Origin of the sequence: Microbispora sp. H10836, assembly GCF_012999525.1 — a bacterium.
In the GTDB taxonomy this organism is placed as follows: Bacteria; Actinomycetota; Actinomycetes; order Streptosporangiales; family Streptosporangiaceae; genus Microbispora.
Genome location: NZ_JABBWU010000038.1, coordinates 22,038 through 45,178, shown reverse-complemented (window position 1 = coordinate 45,178; position 23,141 = coordinate 22,038). Strand labels below are relative to the sequence as shown.

Genomic DNA, 23,141 nt, shown 5'->3' with positions numbered 1-23,141 from the left:
GCCTACTCCCTCCGTGCGAGGAGCATGCGCGCTCCCCGCACCGGGGCCAGCTCGGCCAAGCAGACCGGCGCGGCCGGTAAGGAGGTGGCGGCCTGATGCTCCGCGACCCCTACACCTACGTCACGCTCTCGCTCAGCCCCGGTAACCCGGCCAACGTCGGCATCTCGTTCTACTCGCCTGAGCTGCGGGCCGGTGCCTCGGTGCTGGACTCCGGGCGGCCCTACTTCGCCATCACCAGCCCGAGCGTGGACGTGACGGTCTCGACCACCGCGGCCGGGCCGGTCACCCCCAGGGATGTCGAGATCGCCCGGCAGATCGTCCAGGCCGCCTCGCGCTACCTCGCCGAGTGCGAGCGCCTGATCAACCAGCAGCCGGCCGACTCCGACCAACTCGCCCTTCCCGGCGTCGACGGCTCGGCGGCCTGACACGCAAGCGGGGCCGCTGGAAGCGGGAACTTCCGGCGGCCCCTCGGATCTCCCACGCACGCCAATGCTTGAGAGGACTCCAGCCTAATGCTGAGAAGACTGCCCGGAGACGAGGCACGTAACCTCGTCTCCACCACCCCGGACACGGCCGTCGTCTTCCGCCCGGCCGTCATGCAAACCCCCGCCATCGTCACCATCGTGATCTGGCTGGCCCGCCTCCTGCGCGGGCTCGTCCGGACGCTCTGGCGGCATCCGATCGCCTGCACCACCGCCGTGGCCCCCGTCGTGGTCACCCTCGCCTACGGCTGGCGTATGGCCGTGGTCCTGGCCGGTTTCCTGCCCGCGATGGGCCTGTCATGGGTGCTGCTGGAGCGGGATTCGTTCCTGCGCGTGGTCGGCTGGCCGCTGCTGGCCTGGTGGCGCCTGGTCTGGGTGTACCGGCGGCACTGGCAACCCGTGATGATCGTCTCCGGTCTCGGCCGGCACCTGCGCGGCCGGGACTACCTGCCCCGCCTGGTCAAGGTCCGGTGTACCTCCTGGGCCGACCTGGTCACCGTGAAGATGCTGGGCGGGCAGGCGGTCAAGGACTGGACCGACCGGGCCGACCACCTCGCGCACGGTTTCGGCGCTCGAAGTTGCCGGGTGTCGATCGCGCGGGCTGGTCGGCTCGTGCTGACCCTGCCCCGGCATGACCCCCTCGCCGCGCCGTTGCCGGCCGTGCCCATCCCCGAAGTTGCCTCGGTGGGGCCGGTTGAGATCGGCCGGTGCGAGGACGGCACGCCGTACCGGCTCAAGGTCCACGGCACGCATGTGCTGATCGCGGGCGCGACCGGCGCGGGCAAAGGCTCCTACCTGTGGAGCGCCATCCGCGGTCTCCTCCCCGCGATGCGGGCGGGCCTGGTGCAGGTCTGGGCGCTCGATCCCAAGCGGATGGAGCTGTCCTTCGGCCGGGCACTGTTCGGCACCCGCTACGCCGCCACCCCCGCCGAGTGCGCCGACCTGCTTGAGGCGGCCGTGTCGGTGATGCAGGAGCGGGCCGACCGGTTCGGCGGCAACCAGCGCTCCCACACACCCACGACGGCGGACCCCTTCGTCCTGGTCGTCGTCGACGAGGTCGCCTTCCTGACCGCCTACCAGTCCGACAAGGGCCTCCGCGAGCGGACCAAAGCGGCTCTCGCCACGCTCACCACCCAGGGCCGTGCGGTCGGTGTCGGCGTCATGGCCGCGCTCCAGGACCCGCGCAAGGAGGTCATGAACATCCGCAACCTGTTCCCCGACAAGATCGCGCTCCGGCTGGATGAGTCCGAGCAGGTGGACATGGTCCTCGGTGACGGTGCGCGCGACCGGGGCGCGCTCGCTGATCACATCTCGCCGGTCCCCGAACTCGGCGCGGGCGTCGGCTACGTGCGGCTCGAAACCTCACCAGATCCCGTCCGCGTCCGCGCGGCCTACGTCTCCGATGAGGACATCCGCGCCATGGTCGCCAGCTTCTCGGCTGGCAGGGCGGGGGCGCATGCCCGTGGTTGAAATCTCTCACCTCCTCGATGAGCTCACCTGCGCGGCCTGCGGCACTCGCAACGCGCTGTGGCTCTACCCGGTCCGGGGCGTCATCGAGTGCCGCGAGTGCGGTGAGAAGGCAATCGTGATCGTCGAGCCCTCCGGCGGTGACCAATGACAGTCGCCAATGACAGGGCAACCCCTCGCGCCGTCCGCATGGCTCAACCGCTGGCGCGGGACGTAGTCGAAGAGGTCGCCAAGCAGTACGGGGTGTGCATCCGCCCGGTTCCGCTCCGGCGGCAGGACATCCTCACAGGCCAAACCGACGTCATCGATGTGCCGTGTGGAGCGACGTTGGAGAGCAAGTGCCCGCCGTGCGCGAAGCGGAATCGCCAGTTGCGGCGGGCGCAGTGCCGGGAGGGCTGGCACCTCGACCACGAGCCGGTCAACCTGCCCGATAACGCCGATGAGTATCAGTGTCACCTCGTGGAGTTGCGGGCCGATGCTCAGGCGTGGCGGGATGAGGTCGAGAAGGCCGACGGGGACACCACCGACCTGGACGCCGCGATCGAGGACCTGGACGAGGAGATCAACGCCGCCGGGATGCGCGGCAACGTCCTCGGCCGGACCAGTGGGAAGCGCGCCCGGTCGACCAAGCGGCGGCAGGACGCCCCGGATCTGCCCAAACGGCAGATGACCAAGACCACGCTCGGGCGGACCTTCACCGGCTCGGACGGCAAGACCTACCGGCCCTCAATGTTCGTCACCCTCACCCTGCCGTCGTATGGGCGGGTGTTGGAGGGCGCGCCGCTGGACCCTGACCGGTATGACTACGCGCGCGCGGCCCGCGATGCGCTGCACTTCTCCAAGCTCGTCGATCGGTTCGTGCAGAACCTCCGCCGGGTCGCCGGGTATGACGTGCAGTACTTCGCCACGGTCGAGCCTCAGAAGCGGCTTGCGCCGCACCTGCATATGGCGATCCGCGGCACCCTCCCGCGTGCGGAGCTGCGGCAGATCATCGCGGCCACGTATCACCAGGTGTGGTGGCCCTCGACTGATGACGTGCGGTTCGAGGGTGACCACCTGCCGGTGTGGGAGGACGGGGCCGGCTACCTCGACCCGGCCACGGGGGAAGTCCTGCCGACCTGGGAACAGGCCCTCGACCGACTCGACCAGGACGACGAGGCCGAACCCCTGCACGTGCTCCGCTTCGGCGACCAGCTCGACATTCAGAGCGTGCTCGCCGGAACGCCGGACGCCGACCAGCTGATCCAGTACCTGTCCAAGTACCTGACCAAGTCCCTCGGTGACGCGCTCGGCACCGACGATCCGCGCCGTAAGGCGCACGCCGAACGGCTGCTGGAGGCGCTGCGGTTTGAGCCGTGCTCGCCGACCTGCCCGAACTGGCTGCGGTACGGCGTGCAGCCCAAGGGCGCCAAGCCCGGCATGGCCCCGGGCCGGTGCAAGGGCAAGGCGCACAAGCCCGATCACCTCGGCTACGCGGGGCGGCGTGTCCTGGTGTCAAGGAAGTGGTCCAACAAGACCCTGACCGAGCACAAGCAGGACCGCCGCACGTGGGTCCTGGAAGCGCTCGGCGTGGAAGACGAGCCGGTCGATCCCCACCGCTACGTCTGGCGGCCGGTCAAGCCGGGTGATCCCGACCTGGCCCCGATCGGCGTACGGCTGCTCCGCTCGGTCCACGAACGCCAGCGCTGGCGCAACCACCTCGACCGGCTCCAGGCCGAGGCAGACGGCCAAGACCTTTCGGCAACCGATGGGCAGGCTAGGTGACTGGGGGAGTACCGGTGCAGCGGGACGCCAGCCACGACGGACGCGGGGGTGGGTGGGAGGGATGCGGACAAGGAGGGGCAGGGAAGGCGGCGACTGCAGGAAGTAGGCAGGGAGACAACGCGGCGGTTCAGGAGCGACTGAGGCGGCGTGAGGGGCGCGGGCGGGAACACCTCTCGTCCCTGTCGTCAGAGGCGTTGCGGGCCGTCCGGGAACAGGCTCGCCGTGATGCCCTGGCCTCGACGCCGGAAGATCGCCGCCGCCGGAATCAACAACTCCTCGCGCTGGCTCGCTCGCTCTGGACGGGAAGCGTAGGCGCTGCCTGATGTGCACCGTAGCCCCCGGCTGATCACCGGGGGCCCTCGGCTGCTCACGCAGGAAGGATGCTGATCGAATCGGCGGGGTACATGTGGGGGAGCCACCGGCCACCGTGCGGAAGCGGGTGGATGAGTACCCGCGAAACGTACTTGGCCGCGATGGTCCTCCTGGCCTCGGCAAGGCTCGGCTCGTCGCTCAGCCACGTCCGGATGAGGTCTTCCTTGCTGGTGTCGGCCTGGCGCTGGGTAGTGAGAATCCTCGCCTTCTGGCGCTTGAGTTCGTCGATCTGGTCGCGAATGGCCGACATGATCGCTCCGGCGTCGGCCATCGGGAGGGTACCGGCTGCTGCCTGCTGGCGCGCTTCTCTGATGCGGCCCTCAAGCTGCCTGATCTGCTCCTCTACCTGGTTCCCTTCGTCGGGGTCCTGCTCGTCGTCGGTGCTGGTCTCGTACTCGATCTCGATCCGGTCGAGCACGTAGGCGCTCACCATGTCCTCGATCCACTGCTTGTTGCGGCTGAGCTTGCCGCACCCTCCGCTGCCCTTCAGGCATGAATACTGGGCCGCACGGTTCTGACCGGGGAAGCGAATCCGAAGGGCTGCGCCGCACAGACCGCACCGAATGAGGCCGCTCAAGTGGTACTTGCGTACGCGCTGCTCGGGCTTGGCCTTGATCTTCCTGGCGAGCACGACATTCAGCGCTTCCCAGGTCTCCCGGTCGAGCACTGCGGGCCAATCGCCCTGGCCTATGATCTCGCCCTGATGTGCGACGAGGCCGGCGGCCCTGGGACGTAGCAAGATGCGCCGCACATCGTCACGGAACAACCAGGGCTGTCCATTGGGGCGGGTGAAGCCTTCCCTGTTCCAGTAGTCCATGACGGCCGTGAGACCGCGACCTGCGAGGATCATCTCAGCGGCCTTACGGATGAACTTGCAGGCGACCGGGTCGAGGTGGGTGAGTGCGCCGATGCCCTTGTCTGGGTCGGGGGGAAGGTAGCCGAGTAGGTGGGGGCCTCCGTGGTGGGGAAGGTTCCTCTCTCGGCGCTCCTGGTTCTTGCGGGCTACTCGCTCGGCTATCCGCTCGGCCTCGGCCGCGTCTGCCGCAGCTAGGACACGTCCCACCATGCGGCCGTCTGCGGTGGTCAGATCGACGGTGCCGGACGCGACGGAGAGAAGCCGGACTCGCGTCCGCTCCACAAGACTGATGATCTTTTCGTACTCCAGCGGCCTACGGGTCAACCGTGAGTTGCTGTAATAGACGATCATTTGAATCGCGCCCGACTCTGCGTCGGCAAGAAGCTGCTCGAACTCCGGCCGCTTCTTCCTGCTCCGCGTCGATGCGCCTATGTCGTTGTCGCAGTAGCGGCGCACCTCGGTAGCGCCATGACGGACGGCAAGAGCGATAGTGTCCTTCTCCTGCCGCTTCACGCCGAGCTCAAGCCCTTCGGCGTCGTCCGAGATACGCAAGTAGATGCCCGCGACCACGGGCGGCGCGTCTGGCCGGACATCATCGTTATCCAGTGGCCAGACCTTCATTCCCGTCCCTACGCTGGCCAAATGTCCACCTCCGTCGAATTGGTTATGTGGGTAATATGCTAAACGTCAGCCATCTGACGCATGTGCTGCCGGACGGCAGGATGCTGCTGAACGACGTGTCGTTCCGCGTGGGGGAGGGCGTCAAGGCGGCCCTGGTCGGTCCGAACGGCGCGGGCAAGACGACCCTGCTCCGGATGATCGCGGGCGATCTCCAGCCGGTCGAGGGCACCGTGGCCCATTCGGGCGGTCTCGGGGTGATGCGGCAGTTCGTCGGCAACATCCGGGACGGCCGTACGGTCCAGGACCTGCTGCTCAGCGTCGCGCCCGAGCGCGTCAGAACGTCGGCGGAACGGCTCCACGCCGCCGAGCTCGTGATGATGGAGCGCGACGACGAGAAGACCCAGATGCGGTACGCCCAGGCGATCACCGACTACGGCGACGCCGGGGGCTACGACATCGAGGTGCTCTGGGACGCCTGCGCGATGGCCGCCCTCGGCGCGCCGTACGACCGGGTGAAGTATCGCGAGGTCGCCACGCTGTCCGGCGGCGAGCAGAAGCGGCTGGTGCTGGAGGCGCTGCTGCGCGGCCCCGACCAGGTGCTGCTGCTCGACGAGCCCGACAACTACCTCGACGTGCCCGGCAAGGTGTGGCTGGAGACGGCGCTGCGCGAGACGCCCAAGACCGTGCTGCTGGTCTCCCACGACCGCCAGCTGCTCGCCAACGCCGCCGACCGGATCGTCACGGTCGAGTCCGGCAACGTCTGGATCCACGGCGGCGGCTTCACGACGTACGCCGAGGCGCGGCGGGAGCGCAACGAGCGGCTCGACGAGCTGCGCAGGCGCTGGGACGAGGAGCATGCCAAGCTCAAGCGCCTGGTGGTCATGCTCAAGCAGAAGGCCACCTACAACGACGGCATGGCCCCCGCCTACCACGCCGCCCAGACCCGGCTGCGCCGGTTCGAGGAGGCCGGGCCGCCGGAGGTCGCACCGAAGGACCAGGTCATCAGCATGCGCCTGCGCGGCGGCCGTACGGGCAAGCGGGCGGTGATGTGTGAGGCCCTGGAGCTGATCGGCCTCATGAAGCCCTTCGATCTTGAGGTCTGGTACGGCGAGCGGGTGGCCGTCCTCGGCTCGAACGGCTCCGGCAAGTCGCACTTCCTGCGGCTCCTCGCGGGGGAGGGCGTGCGGCACACCGGGACCGTCAGGCTCGGCGCGCGGGTGGTTTCCGGGCACTTCGCCCAGACCCACGCCCGGCCCGAACTGGCCGGCCGTACGCCCTGCGAGATCGTCATGACCGAGCACGCCCGGCTGAAGAACGAGGCGATGAAGGCGCTGGCCCGCTACGAGCTCGCGGGCCGGGTGGCCGAGCAGCGGTTCGAGACGCTGTCGGGCGGCCAGCAGGCCCGGCTGCAGATCCTGCTGCTCGAACTGTCCGGCGCCACGCTGCTGCTGCTCGACGAGCCGACCGACAACCTCGACCTGGCCAGTGCCGAGGCCCTGCAGCAGGGCCTGGACGCCTTCGACGGCACCGTGCTGGCGGTGACCCACGACCGCTGGTTCGCGGCCGACTTCGACCGCTACCTCGTCTTCGGGTCGGACGGCAGGGTCTACGAGTCGCCCGAGCCCGTCTGGGACGAGACCCGGGTGGTCCGCCCCCGATAGACGGGCGGTAAAGATACCTGCGGGATCGCGCGTGTCCCGGAGGCGGCGTCCCATTCAGGGGTTATGACGGCTAAGTGACGCGACGTTGCCACATGACCGCCGCACTCGTCATCGCCGCGCTGGCGATGGCGTCGTGCGCGAGGAATGACAATCAGGAGGGCCCGCGACCGCTGGCCCTGAAGGAACAGGTGTCCTCGATCGTGCGCTCGGGAGCCGGGTACGCGGTGAGCTGGGCGGGGGTGCTGAGCAACCCCAACCGATGGCATTTCGGGGAGAACGCCGTCGCCGTGGTCACGGCGGTCGACGCCGGCGGCAAGGAGGTCGTGCACCTGGAACAGCCGCTGGACGCGGTGCCGCCCGGCCGTCCGCTGGCCTTCAGCGGCCAGGTCACGGCCACCGCCCAGCCGGTCCGCGTGAAGATCGACTACCGTCCCGCCTCGTGGCGGCCGATCCCGCGCACCCCGTCGGCGTTCCTCAAGTTCCCGATCTCGGATGTCCGCACGGACAAGCTGAAGAACGGGTCCTACCTCGTCACCGGCTACGTGCTGGACCCGTTCCGCAAGCCCGCCAGCGGCCTCGCCGTCACGGCCCTGCTGCGCGACGCCGCGGGCACCCTCGTCGGCGGGGCCACGACGTACGTGGACGACGTGCGGCCGGGCGCCAGGCGCCGGTTCGTCATCACGGTCGAGGGCGTGCGCGGCTCCGTCGGGGCGACCGACGTGCAGGCCACGACCTGGGGCTCGACCGCCAAGACGTACGAGGAGCTGGCCGGGGCCGGGGCCGTCCCGCTGCACACGGTCGCGCCGACGACGGAGCCGTTCGCCAAGGACCGCGGGTATCCGCCGCCCAACGACCGGCGCCAGTGAGCGGCCCACTGCCGATCTTGACGGGAGGGGAGGGTTACCGTAGCGGGATGGCCACCCCCAGGATCGTGCTGTTCGGAGCCACCGGTTTCACCGGCAGGCTCACCGCCGAGGCGCTCGTCGCGCGCGGGGCCCGGCCGCTGCTCGCAGGCCGGGACCAGACGCGGCTGACCGCCCTCGCCGACTCGCTGGGCGGCGACCTGCCCATCGCGGTCGCCGACGTGGGCCGCCCCGAGTCCGTACGCCGGATCGTCGCGCGCGGCGACGTGCTGATCTCGACGGTCGGCCCGTTCGTCCGGTGGGGAGAGGCCGCGGTCGCCGCCGCGACGGAGGCGGGCGCGGTCTACCTCGACACCACCGGAGAGCCCACCTTCATCAAGCGGATCTTCCAGCGGTACGGCCCCGCCGCGGCGGCCAGGGGCGCCGCCCTGATCACTGCCTTCGGGTACGACTACGTGCCCGGCAACCTCGCCGCGGCCCTGGCCCTGGGCAAGGCCGGGCCGGGGGCCGTCCGGGTGGACGTCGGCTATTTCGTGGAGGGCGGCATGGCCCGTCGCGCCAGCGCGGGGACCCGCGCCTCGGCGCTGGGAATGATCCTCGAACCGATGTACGGCTTCCGCGAGGGCCGCATCGTCCCCGAGCACGGCCGCACCCGCAGGTTCGTCGTGGACGGCCGTGTCCGGCACGGCCTGTCCATCGGCGCCTCCGAGCACTTCACATTGCCGCCCGCGCACGCCGGTCTGCGTGAGGTGAACGTCTACCTCGGCTGGCTGGGCGGGTTGACCAGGGTCGCGGGCGTGCTGGCCAGGGCGACCCCCGTCATCGGCGCGGTGCCCGGGGTCCGGCGGGCGACCGAGGCGCTCGCCGACCGGGTGCTGCGTACGGGCGGGGGCGGCGGGCCGGCCGGGACGGGTGTGTCGTCGCGCATCGTGGCCGAGGCGTACGACGCGGAAGGCCGCCGCCTGGCCGCCGTCCACGTCGCCGGCGGCGATCCGTACGAGTTCACGGCCGGGGTGCTGGCCTGGGGGGCGGCGATGGCGCTCGCGGAGGGCGTGCACGGCACCGGCGCTCTGGGGCCCGTGGACGCCTTCGGCCTGGAGAACCTCATTCGCGGGTGCGCCGAGGCGGGAATGACCGTACGGGAGTGATGGCGTCCGGTCGGTTGACCGGATTTATCGTGATTGATTGCGCAATAAGACGGCGAGTCGCGGCAGTTCGTCTGGCTGGCGGAGCGTAAAAGTCCTCCGTGTAGTTACGCGACTTCGCCTGAATGGGTGGAGCGGGGAGTTACCGAGCATTTACGCTCCGTTATATGAATGATGGCGTCCTGGTCGAGGCGTTGCGAGCCCGGGATCCGGGAGCGCTGGCCGCCCTTTACGACACATACGCGGAGAGCCTTTACCGGTACTGCCGCACGTTGCTGGCCGGGCCCGACGCCGCCCAGGTCGCGCTGCGCGACACGCTGATCGCCGCGGAGGCCCTCGTCGGCTCGCTGGCCGATCCGCACAGGTTCCGTCCCTGGCTGTACGCCCTGGCCCGGGGCGAGTGCATGCGCCGCCGCACGCCCGGGCCGGAGGACGGGCCCGGCACCGGGCCGGTCCCCGTCGCCACCCTGCCCTTCCCCGGTATCGCGGCCGACGGCGCCACAGCCGAAGGGACCGACCTGCGCATCGTCGCCGCCGGCGCCGTGGGGGCGCTGTCCCCCGAGGACCGGGAGGTGCTCGAACTCGCGGCCAGGCACGGGATGACCGGCCAGGACCTGGCCGCCGTGCTCGGCACGGGCGAGCGGTACGCCGAAGGGCTCCTCGACGCGGCCACCGAACGCCTGCGTGAGACGGTGACCGCCGAGATCCTGGCCAGGCGCGCCACCCACGATTGCGAGCGGGCGTCCGCCATCCTCGAGGGGTTCACGGGAGAACTCACCCCGCAGACGCGGGCCCAGCTGATCCGGCACCTCGCGCGGTGCGAGATCTGCGGACGTCAGCGTGTCCGGCAGATCTCCGCGGCCAAGGTGTTCGGCCTGCTCCCCCAGGTCGCCCTGCCCGAGACGCTGCGGGTGCGGGTGCTCAGCAGCTTCATCGATCCCGAGCTCGTTCCCTACCGGCGGTACGTCGCCAAGCGCGTGGGCAAGCTGAACGCCGCGGGCTACCCGAGGGCCGGCCGCCGCGAGGGCAGGCTGGCACAGGCCGTGGCCGGCGCCGTGGCCGCCCTGGCGGCGGCGGCGACGATCGCGCTCGTGTTCGCCCAGTTCGCCGGGGACCTGCGCGAGCAGGCCGCCGACACGATCGCCCCGCACCGGCTCCCCACGGCGGAGGCCCCGGTCAGCCCGCCCGCCGCGTCACGCGAGGGGTCCGACGACGCGGCCGAAGGGGCCGCGGGGCGCTCGCCCGCGCCCCCGGTCTCCCGGGATCTGGCCGAGCCCGTCGTACCCGTCGCGCCCGTGGAGCCGGTGGCCCTGCCGCGCCCGGCGCCCCTGCCCCCACCCGCGCCGCCCTCGGCCGTACGGCCGCATCGTCCCGCGCCGCCGGTGCGACCGCCAGTGCGACCGACGGTGAGACCATCCGTGCGCCCCACTGGCGCGCCGTCCGCCACCGTGCCGAGTCCGGGGGCTTCGCCGTCCGGCCCGACACCCGTGCCCACCATCACGCCGGGCACCCCCGGCACGGAGCCCAGCCCCGGTGGCTCAGGCTCCGATGGGCAGGGCTCCGATGGGCAGGGCTCCGATGGGCAGGGCTCCGGCGGTCCCGGCTCGGGCCGGCCGAGGGGCGGGCCGCCGCCGGCGCACTGGCCGGGACACCGTCCGCCCTGGCGCGACCACCAGCACCACCCCCGTCCCCACCGGGAGTGCCCGCCGACTCCCGAGCCCTCCCACGGGCCCTCCGGCGACCATGGCGGACCCCCGGCCGTTCCGCCCGTGCGCGGAGGACACGGCAGCGGACACGGCGGCAGGTACGAGGCCCGGGGCGCCGGAGGCGGCGCCCGGCCCCTCCCCGGGCCGTGGCCCGCCCGGTACGGCGGCGCCGCCCACGAGCGCCCGGGACGCGCAGAACCCGACCGCGGTGGGTCCGGCAGGGACGGCTCGCACCGTGACGGCCCGGGTCCCGGGCGGGACGGCGCTCCGCCGGGCGTACGCGCGACCCGGGAAAGCGCCCCGAAAGACACCGAGCGTCGTGGCGCGGCCGGCGGCCCCGCGGCGGGGAGCTCCGGGGGGCCCGGACGTCCCGGCGGATCCGGAGACGGGCACGGTCCCGGCGGCGGCTCGGCCCCGGCCGACCCGAAGACCACATAGAGGCTTATTCCGGACACCGGCCCACATCTTTCCCTGCCTTATCGGGACGACCCACCGCATAGGTGGATTACTGGGCGTGACTTAGATGTGTACGGAGAGTAGTCGCCGGGAAGTGAGGGGAGTGGAGCAAGGAAGGGGAAGTAATGCCACTCCTCAGAGCATCGGGGCTGGTCGCCGGGCTCGGGTCAAGTCTCGTCCTGACCTTGGGGGCGCCGGCCGGAGCCGATCCGAAGCCGTCGGCCAAGGACGTCGCCAAGGCGCGGCAGCAGGTGCAGGAGCGCGTACGGGAACTGGGCAGGGCCGAGGCCGATCTCGCGGTCGCGCAGGCCGGCAAGGAGACGCTGAACGCCGAGGCCGAGCGGCTCGTGGAGGCCTACAACGGGGAGCTCGTCCAGCTCGAGCAGGCGCGTTCCGCGTACGAGCAGTCGGCGCGGCGGGTCCGCCAGGCGGCCGGCCAGGTCGACCGGCTGCGCGGCGAGGTGGCGGCGAGGGTGGCCGAAGCGTACGGCGGGCTGCGGCTGTCGCCGTCCACCGCGGCGATGCTCGGCGGTCTGAACGACATGCGCGGCTTCCTGCGAAGAGCCAGCGTGCTGACGCAGCTGGGCGACGAACAGGTCGCCACGCTGCAACGCCTGGAAGACGCGCAACAGGTCTTCGAGATCCTCCGAGAACAGGCGGCCCGCGCCTACTCCGAGCAGTCGCGCAGCGCCGACGAGGTGCGGCAGGCGAAGGACGCGGCACAGCGGGCCGTCGAGGAACAGCTCGAACAGACCCAACGCATCGAGCAGGAGAAAACGGAGATCTCCAAACGGCTGGAGGTCGCCCGTGAGCGCGTGGACGAGCTGAAACAGGCCAGGACCAAGGCACGGCAGGCCGCCAGGAGGGTGTCCCTCCCCGCGAGCAGAAGCCTGGCGGTGCCGGCGTGGACGGGTCGACTCGGGTCGGGGCCCGGCGAGCAGGCCGCCCAGTGGGCGCTCAAACAGATCGGCAAGCCGTACGTGTGGGCCGCCGCGGGCCCGTCGGGGTTCGACTGCTCGGGGCTGACGATGCGGGCCTGGCAGCGGGCCGGGGTGTCACTCGATCACTGGACCGGCACGCAGTGGACCTCGGGACGGCACGTCCCCCTCAAGGAACTGCGCACCGGCGACCTCATCTTCTACGGCCAGTTGAGCCGTAATCCCGGCTCCATCCATCATGTGGGCATCTACATCGGGCGCGGCATGATGGTCCACGCCCCCCAGACGGGGGACGTGGTGCGCATCTCGCCCATCTGGCGCCACGATCTCGTCGGCGCCACCCGGCCCGGCTGATCAGTGCTCCTGGTGCTCGGTCTCCTGGAACCGCGCGATGCTGGCGAGGATCTCGGCCTCGGCCTCGACGCGCCCGACCCAGTTGGCGCCCTCGACGGACTTGCCGGGCTCCAGGTCCTTGTAGACCTCGAAGAAGTGCTGGATCTCCAGCCGGTCGAACTCGGCGACGTGGTGGATGTCGCGGATGTGCTCCATCCGCGGATCGGTCGCCGGGACGCACAGGACCTTGTCGTCGCCGCCCTTCTCGTCGGTCATCCGGAACATCCCGACAGCGCGGCAGCTGATCAGGCAGCCGGGGAAGGTCGGCTCCTGGAGCAGCACGAGCGCGTCGAGCGGGTCGCCGTCCTCGCCGAGGGTGTTCTCGATGAACCCGTAGTCGGCGGGGTACTGGGTCGAGGTGAAAAGCAGGCGATCCAGACGTATGCGGCCGGTCTTGTGGTCAACCTCGTACTTGTTCCGTTGTCCCTTGGGAATCTCAACGACAACGTCGAACTCCACTCGTTCCTCCGCATGAGTCCCCGGTCTCCCGGGTGGGCGTTAATGTCTCGTAGGCGTGGTCAGGGTCGGCGCGAAATGAGGGCGTAGTGGTGCGACGTGAGCGGTGGATGGTGGTGGCCACCCTCGCCCTGCTGCAGATCTTCGTCGTCCTCGCGGGTACTTATTTGGTCACCCATGACGCCGACAGGACCCCGGCTCCGGTCGCGTCTCCGAAGCCGACCCCGATCCCCCTGGTGACCGCGGGTCCGGTTCTGGCCGCGGCGGGGGACGGGGCTCTCCCCGCCAAGGGTACTTTGACCACCCGGCTCGCCGCTGCGATGGGTGACCCCGCACTGGGCGGCAGCGTGGCCGGGATCGTGCTCGACGCCGTCACGGGAGAACCTATATACGACGGCCGCTCGGGCACCGCCATCACCCCGGCCTCGACCACCAAGGTGGTCACCGCGCTGACGGTGCTGGCCACGGTGGGGCCGGACGCCCGCCTGGCCACGCGGGTCGTGCGGGGGACCTCCGCCACGTCGATCGTCCTGGTCGGCGGCGGCGACCCGACCCTGGCCGGCCCGGCCACCAGCGCCGCGGAGCAGAAGAGGATCTACCCGAGGCCCGCGTCGCTCGCCCGGCTCGCATCGACCACGGCCAAGGCGCTCAAGGCGGCGAAACTCGCCTCGGTGGACCTGTCGTACGACGCCTCGCTGTTCGCCGGGCCGCGGACGGCGCCGGGCTGGAAGCCGACGTACATCCCGGAGGGCAGCGTCGCCCCCGTGGCCGCGCTCATGATGGACGAGGGCCGGGCACGCAACGGCGCACGCTATCCGGACCCGGCACGGGCCACCGCCGACGCGTTCGCCTTGCTGCTCAGGAAGAACGGCATCAAGGTGGGCAAGAATGTCGACTCGGCCAGGGCGGCGCCCACCGCCCAGGAACTGGCCCGGGTCGAGTCCGGCCCGGTCTACGCGCTCGTCGAGCGGATGCTCACGCACAGTGACAACGACCTCGCCGAGGCGCTCGCCCGCCATGCGGCCGTCAAGGAAGGTCTCCCGCACACCTTCGAGGGCGTGCCCGCGGCGGTCCGGCGCGTGCTCACCCGCCTCGGCGTGACCGACGGCGTGGAGGTCCACGACGGCAGCGGGCTCTCCACGAAGAACCGGATCACGCCGACCGCCCTCGCCCGCATCCTGGCCGTGGCGGCGTCCTCCGCCCATCCGGAGCTGCACTCGCTGATCAGCGGCCTGCCGGTCGCGGGATTCACCGGGACTCTGCACAACCGCTATGAGAAGTCCGATTCGAGGGCGGGCGCCGGATTGGTGCGCGCGAAGACGGGCACTTTGAACGGGGTGAACACCCTGGCAGGCATCGCGTACACCTCTGACGGCCGGTTGCTGACCTTCGCGTTCATGGCCGACCAGGTGGCCAACCCGCCGGAGGCGATCGCCGCGCTCGACAAGATGGCCACGATCGTCTCCCAAAGCTGACCGTCCCCCTCGCGGCTGCATGCGCGGCGAGAAGGCGAAGAACGTACGGTGGTGGGTATGCAGGTGATCGACTGGGATCTGGCCGTCTCGACCGGGGTGCGCCTCGTGCGCCCCGGCCCTCAGGTGAGCCGCGAGGAGGCCAGGCAGGCGGTCCTCGAACTGCGGCGGCTGTCGCGGGACGCCGAGGGGCACGTGCGGGAGTTCACCCGCATCGACTCGGCGCCGCCGGAGGCGGCGACCGTGGTCGACCGCCCCGGGTGGATCCGCGCGAACGTGGACGGCTTCCGGGTGGTGCTGGAGCCGCTGACGCAGAAGATGTCGAACGTGCCGGCGGTCGTCGGCGCGGTGGGCTCGCGCATCACCGGGCTCGAGGTCGGCGCGGTGCTGGCCTTCCTCGCCTCGCGGGTGCTCGGGCAGTACGAACTGTTCCTCCCGCCCGACCCCTCGGGCAACGCCCCGACCGGGCGGTTGACGCTGGTGGCGCCCAACATCGTGCACGCCGAGCGCGAGCTGGGGGTCGATCCCCGTGACTTCCGCCTGTGGGTGTGCCTGCACGAGGAGACCCACCGGGTGCAGTTCACCGGCGTTCCCTGGCTGCGGGAGTACGTCCGCGGCCAGATGACCGATTTCCTCCTCGCGTCCGAGATGGACCTGGCGACCCTGCTGGAGCGCCTGCGCGCCGCCTCAGACGCGGTGGCCGACGCCTTCAGGGGCGGCGAGGGCAACCTCATCGAGGCCATCCAGACGCCCGAGCAGAAGGCCGTGCTCGACCGGGTGACGGCCGTGATGACGCTCGTGGAGGGGCACGGCGACTACGTCATGGACGCGGTGGGCCCGTCCGTCGTGCCGTCGGTGGCCGAGATCCGGGCCAAGTTCCAGCGCCGCCGCGAGGGCGGCTCGCGCTTCGACCAGCTCGTCCGCCGGCTGCTCGGCATCGAGCTCAAGATGAAGCAGTACGCCGAGGGCTCTCATTTCGTGCGCACCGTCGTGGACGAGGCCGGCATGGAGTCGTTCAACAAGGTGTGGACCTCGCCGGAGACCCTGCCCGACCGCCGGGAGATCGCCGACCCACACGCCTGGATGTCCCGCGTCCTCACCTCCACCTGACCACCTCCACCATCGTGATCTTGTAGTTTGTCGCAGAGACCCCATCTGACCTGCGTCGCATCCCTCCGTGATCATGTAATAAATCGGACACCTCTGGGCTGACCTGGGCGGACGTCTCTCGTGATCACGCAGCGGCCGGGCCGGGGCGTTACCCGGCCCGCGAGCGGCACCGCCAGAATGGCCGCATGGGCCCGCATCCCGCCGTCGCCGACGTCCGCCGTGCCGTACGGCTCTCGCTCGCGGACCTCGCCGTCCCGCGAGACGTGGTGGAGCCGCCGCTCGTTCTCGTGGCCTGCAGCGGCGGCGCCGACTCGCTGGCGCTGGCGGCGGCCACCGGTTTCGCGGCCCCGCGCCTCGGCCTGCGCGCCGGGCTGCTGACCGTCGACCACGGCCTGCAGGAGGGCTCGGCCGGGCGGGCCCGCGACGTCGTACGGCTCGCGCACTCGCTCGGTCTCGACCCGGCCGAGGCGCTGACCGTCACGGTCGGCACGGCCGGGGGCCCCGAGGCCGCGGCGAGGGAGGCCCGCTACGCCGCGCTGTCCGCCGCGGCCGGCCGGCTGGGCGCCGCCGCGGTCCTGCTCGGCCACACCCGCGACGACCAGGCGGAGACCGTGCTGCTGCGCCTGGCCCGGGGCAGCGGCTCGCGGTCGCTGTCCGGCATGGCGGAGGTCACCGGGATCTACCGGCGCCCCCTGCTGGGGCTCGGCCGCGAGCGGACCAGGCAGGCGTGCGACGCCCTCGGCCTGCGGCCCTGGGACGACCCGCACAACGACGATCCGGCGTACACAAGGGTCCGGGTGCGGCGCGACGCCCTTCCGGCGCTGGAGGCAGCGCTGGGGCCGGGGATCGCCGAGGCGCTGGCGCGTACGGCGCGGCTGTGCCGGGACGACGCCGACGCCCTGGACGAGTGGGCGGACAGCGTCCACGCCAAGTCGCGGGGCCCCCGCGGGGAACTGGACGTGTCCGTCCTGGCCGGCGTGCCGGGGGCGGTGCGGCGGCGGGTCATCCGGCGGGCGGCCGTCGAGGCCGGGGCGCACGCCGCCGCGCTCGCGGCGGTGCACATCGAGGCGGTCGAGCGGCTGGTGACCGGCTGGCACGGGCAGAAGGGGGTGGACCTACCCGGGGGGGTAGGGGTGGTCAGGCGCTGTGGCACCCTTGTGTTCGCCGTGGACAACCTCTCGCTCGCGTAAGGAAAACCCCAGGTGGACGCAGCCGACATGGGCAAGGATCTCTCCAGAGTCCTCATCTCCGAGCAGGAGCTGCAGGAGAAGATCAAGGAACTGGCGGGCCAGATCGACGCCGACTACGCCGGCAGGGAACTGTTGATCGTCGGCGTGCTCAAGGGGGCGGTCATGGTCATGGCCGACCTCGCCCGCGCGCTGCACGTGCCCGTGCAGATGGACTGGATGGCCGTCTCCTCGTACGGCGCCGGGACCAAGTCGTCCGGTGTCGTGCGGGTGCTGAAGGACCTCGACACCGACATCGCCGGCCGGCACGTGCTCGTGGTCGAGGACATCATCGACTCCGGGCTGACGCTCTCGTGGCTCATGAACAACCTGAAGTCGCGCAACCCGGCGTCGGTGGAGATCTGCACCCTGCTGCGCAAGCCGGACGCGGTGAAGGTGGAGTTGGACGTCCGTTACGTAGGTTTTGACATCCCCAACGAGTTCGTCATCGGGTTCGGCCTCGATTACGCGGAGCGCTATCGCAACCTGCCGTTCATCGGGACTCTTGCGCCTCATGTGTACGGAGGGGAGTAAGCCCTTAGCGAAGTGACCCTCGGATCGTGCGTTATTGGGCGCCAGGTCGGGGAACACGGGGTTGGCTGACGTACGTTGGAAAGGCAAAGCCGGAGCCGCTCGGGCAGTTACCCGACGCGGCTGCCGGGTGTACCTTCGGATATCCGTGGGAGGCCGCTGAGGCCGGCCCGCGGTAGCCAGAAGGAGCGGTAAGGGATGCCGCGACCCCGGGTTCTCCCGGGGCAGGCCTTGGTCAGGAAGGGACGGGCCCGCCGGGGTTCCGCAACGGATGGATCTCAAGCGATTTACACGTGGCCCACTGCTGTGGATCCTGGGCATCGTATTGCTTCTCCTGCTCGTCACCACGATGTTCGGCGGAGACGGCAACTACGCCACCGCTGACACCTCGACGGTCGTCCAGCAGATCCAGCAGGGCAATGTCAAGAGCGCGACCGTGGTCGACAAGGACCAGCGCGTCGAGCTGACGCTGAACAAGCCCATCGAGGTCGCGGGCAAGACGACCGACCGCATCCAGGCGCCCTGGGTCGAGGGTCAGGGCGTCCAGCTCGCGCAGGCGCTCGACCAGGCCAAGCCCAGCCAGGGCTGGACGGTCGAGGTGCCGAAGCAGAACTTCCTCGTGAGCCTGCTGGTCAGCTTCCTGCCGATCATCATCGTCGTCCTGCTCTTCCTGTTCATCATGAACCAGATGCAGGGCGGCGGCTCCCGGGTCATGAACTTCGGCAAGTCGCGGGCCAAGCTGATCACCAAGGACACCCCGAAGACCACCTTCGCCGACGTGGCGGGGGCCGACGAGGCCATCGAGGAGCTCCAGGAGATCAAGGAGTTCCTCCAGGCGCCGGCCAAGTTCCAGGCCATCGGTGCGAAGATCCCCAAGGGCGTGCTGCTGTACGGCCCGCCCGGCACCGGCAAGACCCTGCTCGCGCGCGCCGTCGCGGGTGAGGCGGGCGTGCCGTTCTACTCGATCTCCGGTTCCGACTTCGTCGAGATGTTCGTCGGCGTCGGCGCCTCCCGCGTCCGCGACCTGTTCGAGCAGGCCAAGGCGAACGCCCCGGCGATCATCTTCATCGACGAGATCGACGCCGTCGGCCGGCACCGCGGCGCGGGCCTCGGCGGCGGCCACGACGAGCGTGAGCAGACGCTGAACCAGCTCCTCGTCGAGATGGACGGCTTCGACGTCAAGGGCGGCGTTATCCTCATCGCCGCGACCAACCGGCCCGACATCCTCGACCCCGCCCTGCTGCGTCCCGGCCGCTTCGACCGTCAGGTCGTCATCGACCGGCCCGACCTGGAGGGCCGCAAGGGCATCCTGCGCGTCCACGGGCGCGGCAAGCCGTTCGCCTCGGACGTCGACCTCGACGTGATCGCCCGCAGGACCCCCGGCTTCACCGGCGCCGACCTCGCCAACGTGATCAACGAGGCGGCCCTGCTGACCGCCCGCATGGATCAGAAGCTCATCACGATGTCGACTCTGGAGGAGTCGATCGACCGCGTGATGGCCGGTCCCGAGCGCAAGTCCCGGGTCATGTCGGACCAGGAGAAGAAGATCATCGCCTACCACGAGGGCGGGCACGCCCTGGTGGCCCACGCGCTGCCCAACTCCGACCCGGTCCACAAGATCACGATCCTGTCCCGCGGCCGCGCCCTCGGCTACACGATGACGCTGCCGATGGAGGACAAGTTCCTGGCGACCCGGTCCGAGATGATGGACCAGCTCGCCATGCTGCTCGGCGGCCGCACCGCGGAGGAGCTCGTCTTCCACGAGCCCACCACCGGCGCGTCCAACGACATCGAGAAGGCGACCTCGATCGCCCGCCGCATGGTCACCGAGTACGGCATGAGCGAGCGGCTCGGCGCCCGCAAGTTCGGCAGCGGCAACGGCGAGGTCTTCCTCGGCCGTGAGATGGGCCACGAGCGCGACTACTCCGAGCAGATCGCCTCGGCGATCGACGAGGAGGTCCGCCGCCTCATCGAGAGCGCGCACGACCAGGCGTGGGAGATCCTCGTCCAGTACCGCGACGTGCTCGACAACCTCGTGCTCGAACTCATGGAGAAGGAGACGCTCTCCCGGGAGCAGGTCCTCGAGATCTTCTCGCCCATCGTGACGAGGGAGAAGCGGCCCTCCTACGCCGGATACGGCAAGCGCCTGCCGTCCGACCGTCCTCCGGTCATCACCCCCAAGGAGCGCGCCAACGGCAACGGCCAGGCGCTGCCCGCCGGCGGCTCCGGCTCGACGCCGTGGGCCAACGACCAGTCGGCGCAGCGGGACGAGGCCTGAGCATGGCCGAACCCATGGTGGGGCCGCCCCCCGGCTTCGACCACGACCGGATCGAGAAGGCGGTCCGGGAGATCCTGTTCGCGATCGGGGAGGACCCCGATCGCGACGGGCTCCGGGACACCCCCGCCCGGGTGGCCAGGGCGCTCGCCGAGCAGTTCGCCGGGCTCGGTCAGCGCCCCGAGGACGCGCTGACCACGATGTTCGACGCGGACCACGACGAGATGGTGCTCGTCAAGGACATCGAGGTGATGTCCACCTGCGAGCACCATCTGCTCCCGTTCCACGGCGTGGCCCACATCGGCTACACCCCGAACGAGAAGGGGCGCATCACCGGCCTGTCCAAGCTGGCCAGGCTGGTGGACGTCTACGCCCGCCGGCCGCAGGTCCAGGAGCGGATGACCTCCCAGATCGCCGACGGCCTGATGAAGGTCCTCGAACCTCGGGGAGTGATCGTGGTGATCGAGGCCGAGCACATGTGCATGACCATGCGCGGCGTGCGCAAACCCGGCGCCAAGACGCTCACCTCGGCCGTCCGCGGCGACTTCCGCACCTGTGAGGCGACCCGGGCCGAGGCCATGTCGCTGATCCTGCGCGGCTGAGCGCGGGCGAGGGCCGGTTGGGACGGCGCTCCTGCCCGACGGGCACCATGCCTCATGGCACTAGTCTTGACCCCATGACCGCAGCGAGTGTGCCCGGTATGCCCGAGTCTGGGCGCTGTCTGGTCATGGGCGTGGTCAACGTGACCCCCGACTCGTTCTCCGACGGCGGGCAGTGGTTCGACGCCGACATCGCGATCCGGCACGGCCTCGAGCTGGTGGCCGAGGGCGCCGACATCGTGGACGTGGGCGGCGAGTCCACCCGTCCGGGTGCGGCCCGCGTCTCCCTGGAGGAGGAGCTCCGCCGCGTCGAACCGGTGATCCGCGCGCTCAGCCAGGAAGGCGTGACCGTCAGCGTCGACACCATGCGCGCGGAGGTGGCCGAGGCGGCCGTCGAGGCCGGGGCGAAGCTCGTCAACGACGTGAGCGGCGGGCTGGCCGACCCCGCCATGCCGCGGGTGGTGGCCGCGACCGGTGTGCCGTACGTCGTGATGCACTGGCGCGGGCACAGCCGTGACATGGAGAGCCGGGCCATCTACGGCGACGTCGTGACCGAGGTGGCGGAGGAACTGCGCAAGCGGGTCGACTCCGTGCTGGCCGAGGGTGTGCGGGAGGAGCAGATCGTGCTCGACCCCGGCCTCGGGTTCTCCAAGAACGCCGAGCACAACTGGGCCCTGCTGGCCGGCATCGGCGAGCTGAACCGCCTCGGCCGTCCGTTGCTGATCGGAGCGTCGCGCAAACGCTTCCTCGGCCGCCTCCTGGCGGGGCCGGACGGCGAGCCCAGGCCCTTCGACGGCAGCGACGACGCCACGCTCGCCGTCACCGCGCTCGCGGCGCGGGCCGGTGCCTGGTGCGTGCGGGTGCACCGGGTGCGGGCGAACGCGGATGCGGTGCGTGTGGCCGCGGTCTGGCGGGCAGCAGGCGTACGACACGCTGACGAGGGCCGGTGACGAGATGCCGACAGGGACGCCGATGAAGGACATCGAGGAGCTCAACCAGGCGTTCTACAACGCCATCGAGAGCGGCGACCTCGACACGATGTCGGAGATCTGGATCGAGGACGTCCCGGGACGTCCGGCCATGTGCGTCCATCCCGGCTGGCCGATGCTGACCGGGCGGTCGGAGGTGCTCCGCTCGTGGGCGCTCATCATGGCCAACACGCCGTACATCCAGTTCGTGCTGACCGACGTGCAGACGACCGTGCTCGGCGACGTCGCCGTGGTCACCTGCGCGGAGAACATCCTGACGGCCGCCGACACCGACGAGCCGGGCTTCGCGGCCGGCCGGGTCGTCGCGTCCAGCACCTACGTGCGCACCGGGACCGGGTGGCGGCTGTGGCTCTACCACGGCTCACCGGTCCTGCAGAGCGACGACGAGGACGAGGAGGAGCAGGAGCCTTGACGGCACGGCCGACGACCAGTCGTGACACGGTTCGGTTGACGGGCCTGCGGGCCCGCGGCAGGCACGGCTGCCTGCCCGCCGAGCGAGAGCTGGGCCAGGAGTTCGTGGTCGACGTGGCCCTGCGCTTCGACACCGCCCCGGCGGCGGCGGCCGACGACCTGACCCTCACGGTCGACTACGGGGCACTGGCGGGGGCGCTCGTCCGCATCGTGGAGGGCGAGCCGGTCAACCTCATCGAGACGCTCGCCGAGCGGCTGGCGGCGGCCTGCCTGGGCCACCAGTTGGTCGAGGAGGTGGAGGTCAGCGTGCACAAACCGGCGGCGCCCATCCCGCTGCCGTTCGACGACGTGGTGGTGACGATCAGAAGGGGGCGCGCATGAGGGTCGTGATCGCGCTCGGCAGCAATCTCGGCCGCCGTATCGACAACCTCCAGGGGGCCCTCGACTCGCTGTTCGACGCCCCTGGGCTCACGTTCGTGGCGGTGTCGCCGGTCTACGAGACCGATCCGGTCGGCGGTCCCGAGCAGGGCCCGTACCTGAACGCGGTGGTGGTCGCCGAGAGCATGCTCGACCCCCGCACGCTGCTCGACCGCGCGCAGAGCGTCGAGACCGCCTTCGGCCGCGAGCGCAAGGAGCGGTGGGGCCCGAGGACGCTCGACGTGGACCTCATCGCGGTCGGCAACCTGATGTCCGACGACCCCGAGCTCACGCTCCCGCACCCCCGGGCGCACGAGCGGGCGTTCGTCCTGGTCCCGTGGGCACAGGCCGATCCGGGGGCGGTGCTGCCCGGGCGCGGCTCGGTCGCGGCCCTGCTGGCCGACACGGACCAGAGCGGGGTACGGCTGCGCACCGACCTCGTGCTCGAACCCCCGGTCTGATCGACGAGGAGTCCCCGCGTGAAGCCCAGCAATCCCGGCGTGCTCGTCGGTCTGGTGGTCGTGTTCGCCCTGCTCACCTGGGGGCTGCTGCGGCAGTTCTACTCCATGTTGCCGACCCTGCCATGGACCGCGATCCCCACGACGCTGCTGCTGGCCGTCGGCGAGGTGTACACGGGCTGGCTGACCCGGGCGAGGATCCTGCGCCACCCCGGCACCAAGCCCGTCGAGCCGCTCGCCGTCGCCCGTCTGGCGGCGCTGGCCAAGGCCACGGCGTACGCGGGGGCGGCGTTCGGCGGCGTCTTCGCCGGGTTCGTGCTGCGTGTGCTGGACCTGCTCGACCTGGACAAGCCCCGGCAGGACGCGTTCGTCGGAGGCGGGTCGTTCGTGGCCTGCGTGATCCTGGTCTGTGCGGCGCTGTTCCTCGAACACTGCTGCCGGGTGCCCGGCAAGCCCTCCGGGGAGACCTGATC

The 23,141-nt window shown here is 70.8% G+C and carries 22 protein-coding genes; 20 read left to right on the top strand and 2 right to left on the bottom strand.

Translation table 11 applies throughout. The annotated features are described in order from the left end of the window. The first annotated feature begins 95 nt into the window (after positions 1 to 95). The 4 genes from HHX30_RS39255 to HHX30_RS39240 all read left to right on the top strand — a co-directional run bounded on the left by HHX30_RS39255 (position 96) and on the right by HHX30_RS39240 (position 3,713). Positions 96 to 425: a hypothetical protein gene (locus HHX30_RS39255; RefSeq protein ID WP_169989011.1), complete on the top strand. Its 330-nt coding sequence runs from the start codon at positions 96 to 98 to the stop codon at positions 423 to 425. Between the two features lie 87 nt (positions 426 to 512). Next, the gene (locus HHX30_RS39250) at positions 513 to 1,952 is read left to right on the top strand and encodes an FtsK/SpoIIIE domain-containing protein (protein ID WP_169989010.1); all 1,440 of its coding nucleotides are present in this window, start codon (positions 513 to 515) and stop codon (positions 1,950 to 1,952) included. Beyond that, positions 1,939 to 2,100, top strand: a complete 162-nt coding sequence (locus HHX30_RS39245) for a hypothetical protein (RefSeq protein WP_169987517.1) — start codon at positions 1,939 to 1,941, stop codon at positions 2,098 to 2,100. Before HHX30_RS39250 ends, HHX30_RS39245 begins: the two co-directional genes overlap by 14 nt. Continuing rightward, on the top strand, positions 2,097 to 3,713 hold the full coding sequence (locus tag HHX30_RS39240) for a replication initiator (protein ID WP_169989009.1): 1,617 nt from the start codon (positions 2,097 to 2,099) through the stop codon (positions 3,711 to 3,713). The genes HHX30_RS39245 and HHX30_RS39240 overlap by 4 nt, the downstream gene beginning before the upstream one ends. A 367-nt stretch (positions 3,714 to 4,080) precedes the next feature. On the opposite strand, the gene HHX30_RS39235 is transcribed toward HHX30_RS39240, so the two are convergent. Next, positions 4,081 to 5,562, bottom strand: a complete 1,482-nt coding sequence (locus HHX30_RS39235) for a recombinase family protein (RefSeq protein ID WP_169989008.1) — start codon at positions 5,560 to 5,562, stop codon at positions 4,081 to 4,083. Positions 5,563 to 5,618: 56 nt separating this feature from the next. Here HHX30_RS39235 and HHX30_RS39230 point away from each other — a divergent pair, with 56 nt between their 5' ends. The 5 genes from HHX30_RS39230 (at position 5,619) to HHX30_RS39210 (ending at position 12,685) form a co-directional block, all read left to right on the top strand. Further along, entirely contained in the window at positions 5,619 to 7,223 is a 1,605-nt protein-coding gene (locus HHX30_RS39230) for an ABC-F family ATP-binding cassette domain-containing protein (protein WP_211593416.1), read from the top strand. Between the two features lie 92 nt (positions 7,224 to 7,315). Next, a complete protein-coding gene (locus HHX30_RS39225; RefSeq protein WP_169989006.1) occupies positions 7,316 to 8,089 on the top strand; it encodes an FxLYD domain-containing protein in 774 nt (257 codons plus the stop codon). Between the two features lie 47 nt (positions 8,090 to 8,136). Then, complete coding sequence (locus tag HHX30_RS39220) at positions 8,137 to 9,234, top strand: saccharopine dehydrogenase NADP-binding domain-containing protein (RefSeq protein ID WP_169989005.1); 1,098 nt, start codon at positions 8,137 to 8,139, stop codon at positions 9,232 to 9,234. Between the two features lie 164 nt (positions 9,235 to 9,398). Next, positions 9,399 to 11,375 carry a sigma-70 family RNA polymerase sigma factor gene (locus HHX30_RS39215; RefSeq protein WP_169989004.1) on the top strand — a complete coding sequence of 659 codons (1,977 nt, stop codon included), beginning with the start codon at positions 9,399 to 9,401 and terminating at the stop codon, positions 11,373 to 11,375. Between the two features lie 143 nt (positions 11,376 to 11,518). Further along, complete coding sequence (locus HHX30_RS39210) at positions 11,519 to 12,685, top strand: C40 family peptidase (RefSeq protein ID WP_169989003.1); 1,167 nt, start codon at positions 11,519 to 11,521, stop codon at positions 12,683 to 12,685. Here HHX30_RS39210 and HHX30_RS39205 read toward each other — a convergent pair whose 3' ends face one another. Beyond that, positions 12,686 to 13,183: an inorganic diphosphatase gene (locus tag HHX30_RS39205; protein ID WP_169989002.1), complete on the bottom strand. Its 498-nt coding sequence runs from the start codon at positions 13,181 to 13,183 to the stop codon at positions 12,686 to 12,688. Positions 13,184 to 13,269: 86 nt separating this feature from the next. On the opposite strand from HHX30_RS39205, the gene dacB reads away from it, so the two are divergent. From dacB to HHX30_RS39150, 11 genes are all read left to right on the top strand, one after another. Next, positions 13,270 to 14,655, top strand: a complete 1,386-nt coding sequence (gene dacB / locus HHX30_RS39200) for a D-alanyl-D-alanine carboxypeptidase/D-alanyl-D-alanine-endopeptidase (RefSeq protein ID WP_311923039.1) — start codon at positions 13,270 to 13,272, stop codon at positions 14,653 to 14,655. 57 nt (positions 14,656 to 14,712) lie between these two features. After that, positions 14,713 to 15,762 (top strand): zinc-dependent metalloprotease, encoded by a 1,050-nt coding sequence (locus HHX30_RS39195; protein ID WP_169989001.1) that lies wholly within the window; start codon positions 14,713 to 14,715, stop codon positions 15,760 to 15,762. Between the two features lie 185 nt (positions 15,763 to 15,947). After that, on the top strand, positions 15,948 to 16,952 hold the full coding sequence (gene tilS / locus HHX30_RS39190; protein WP_169989000.1) for a tRNA lysidine(34) synthetase TilS: 1,005 nt from the start codon (positions 15,948 to 15,950) through the stop codon (positions 16,950 to 16,952). Positions 16,953 to 16,964: 12 nt separating this feature from the next. Beyond that, positions 16,965 to 17,522, top strand: a complete 558-nt coding sequence (hpt, locus tag HHX30_RS39185; RefSeq protein WP_311923038.1) for a hypoxanthine phosphoribosyltransferase — start codon at positions 16,965 to 16,967, stop codon at positions 17,520 to 17,522. Between the two features lie 268 nt (positions 17,523 to 17,790). After that, positions 17,791 to 19,797: an ATP-dependent zinc metalloprotease FtsH gene (ftsH, locus tag HHX30_RS39180; RefSeq protein WP_169988999.1), complete on the top strand. Its 2,007-nt coding sequence runs from the start codon at positions 17,791 to 17,793 to the stop codon at positions 19,795 to 19,797. A gap of 2 nt (positions 19,798 to 19,799) precedes the next feature. Continuing rightward, the gene (folE, locus tag HHX30_RS39175) at positions 19,800 to 20,396 is read left to right on the top strand and encodes a GTP cyclohydrolase I FolE (RefSeq protein ID WP_249350974.1); all 597 of its coding nucleotides are present in this window, start codon (positions 19,800 to 19,802) and stop codon (positions 20,394 to 20,396) included. Between the two features lie 74 nt (positions 20,397 to 20,470). Further along, positions 20,471 to 21,343, top strand: coding sequence for a dihydropteroate synthase (gene folP / locus HHX30_RS39170; RefSeq protein ID WP_249350973.1), 873 nt, complete (start codon positions 20,471 to 20,473; stop codon positions 21,341 to 21,343). 22 nt (positions 21,344 to 21,365) lie between these two features. Continuing rightward, positions 21,366 to 21,794, top strand: coding sequence for a nuclear transport factor 2 family protein (locus HHX30_RS39165; RefSeq protein ID WP_169988998.1), 429 nt, complete (start codon positions 21,366 to 21,368; stop codon positions 21,792 to 21,794). Beyond that, positions 21,791 to 22,174: a dihydroneopterin aldolase gene (gene folB, locus HHX30_RS39160; protein ID WP_169988997.1), complete on the top strand. Its 384-nt coding sequence runs from the start codon at positions 21,791 to 21,793 to the stop codon at positions 22,172 to 22,174. Before HHX30_RS39165 ends, folB begins: the two co-directional genes overlap by 4 nt. Next, positions 22,171 to 22,671, top strand: coding sequence for a 2-amino-4-hydroxy-6-hydroxymethyldihydropteridine diphosphokinase (gene folK / locus HHX30_RS39155; RefSeq protein WP_169988996.1), 501 nt, complete (start codon positions 22,171 to 22,173; stop codon positions 22,669 to 22,671). Before folB ends, folK begins: the two co-directional genes overlap by 4 nt. A gap of 18 nt (positions 22,672 to 22,689) precedes the next feature. Continuing rightward, positions 22,690 to 23,139: a DUF3180 domain-containing protein gene (locus HHX30_RS39150; protein WP_169988995.1), complete on the top strand. Its 450-nt coding sequence runs from the start codon at positions 22,690 to 22,692 to the stop codon at positions 23,137 to 23,139. Positions 23,140 to 23,141: the final 2 nt, after the last annotated feature.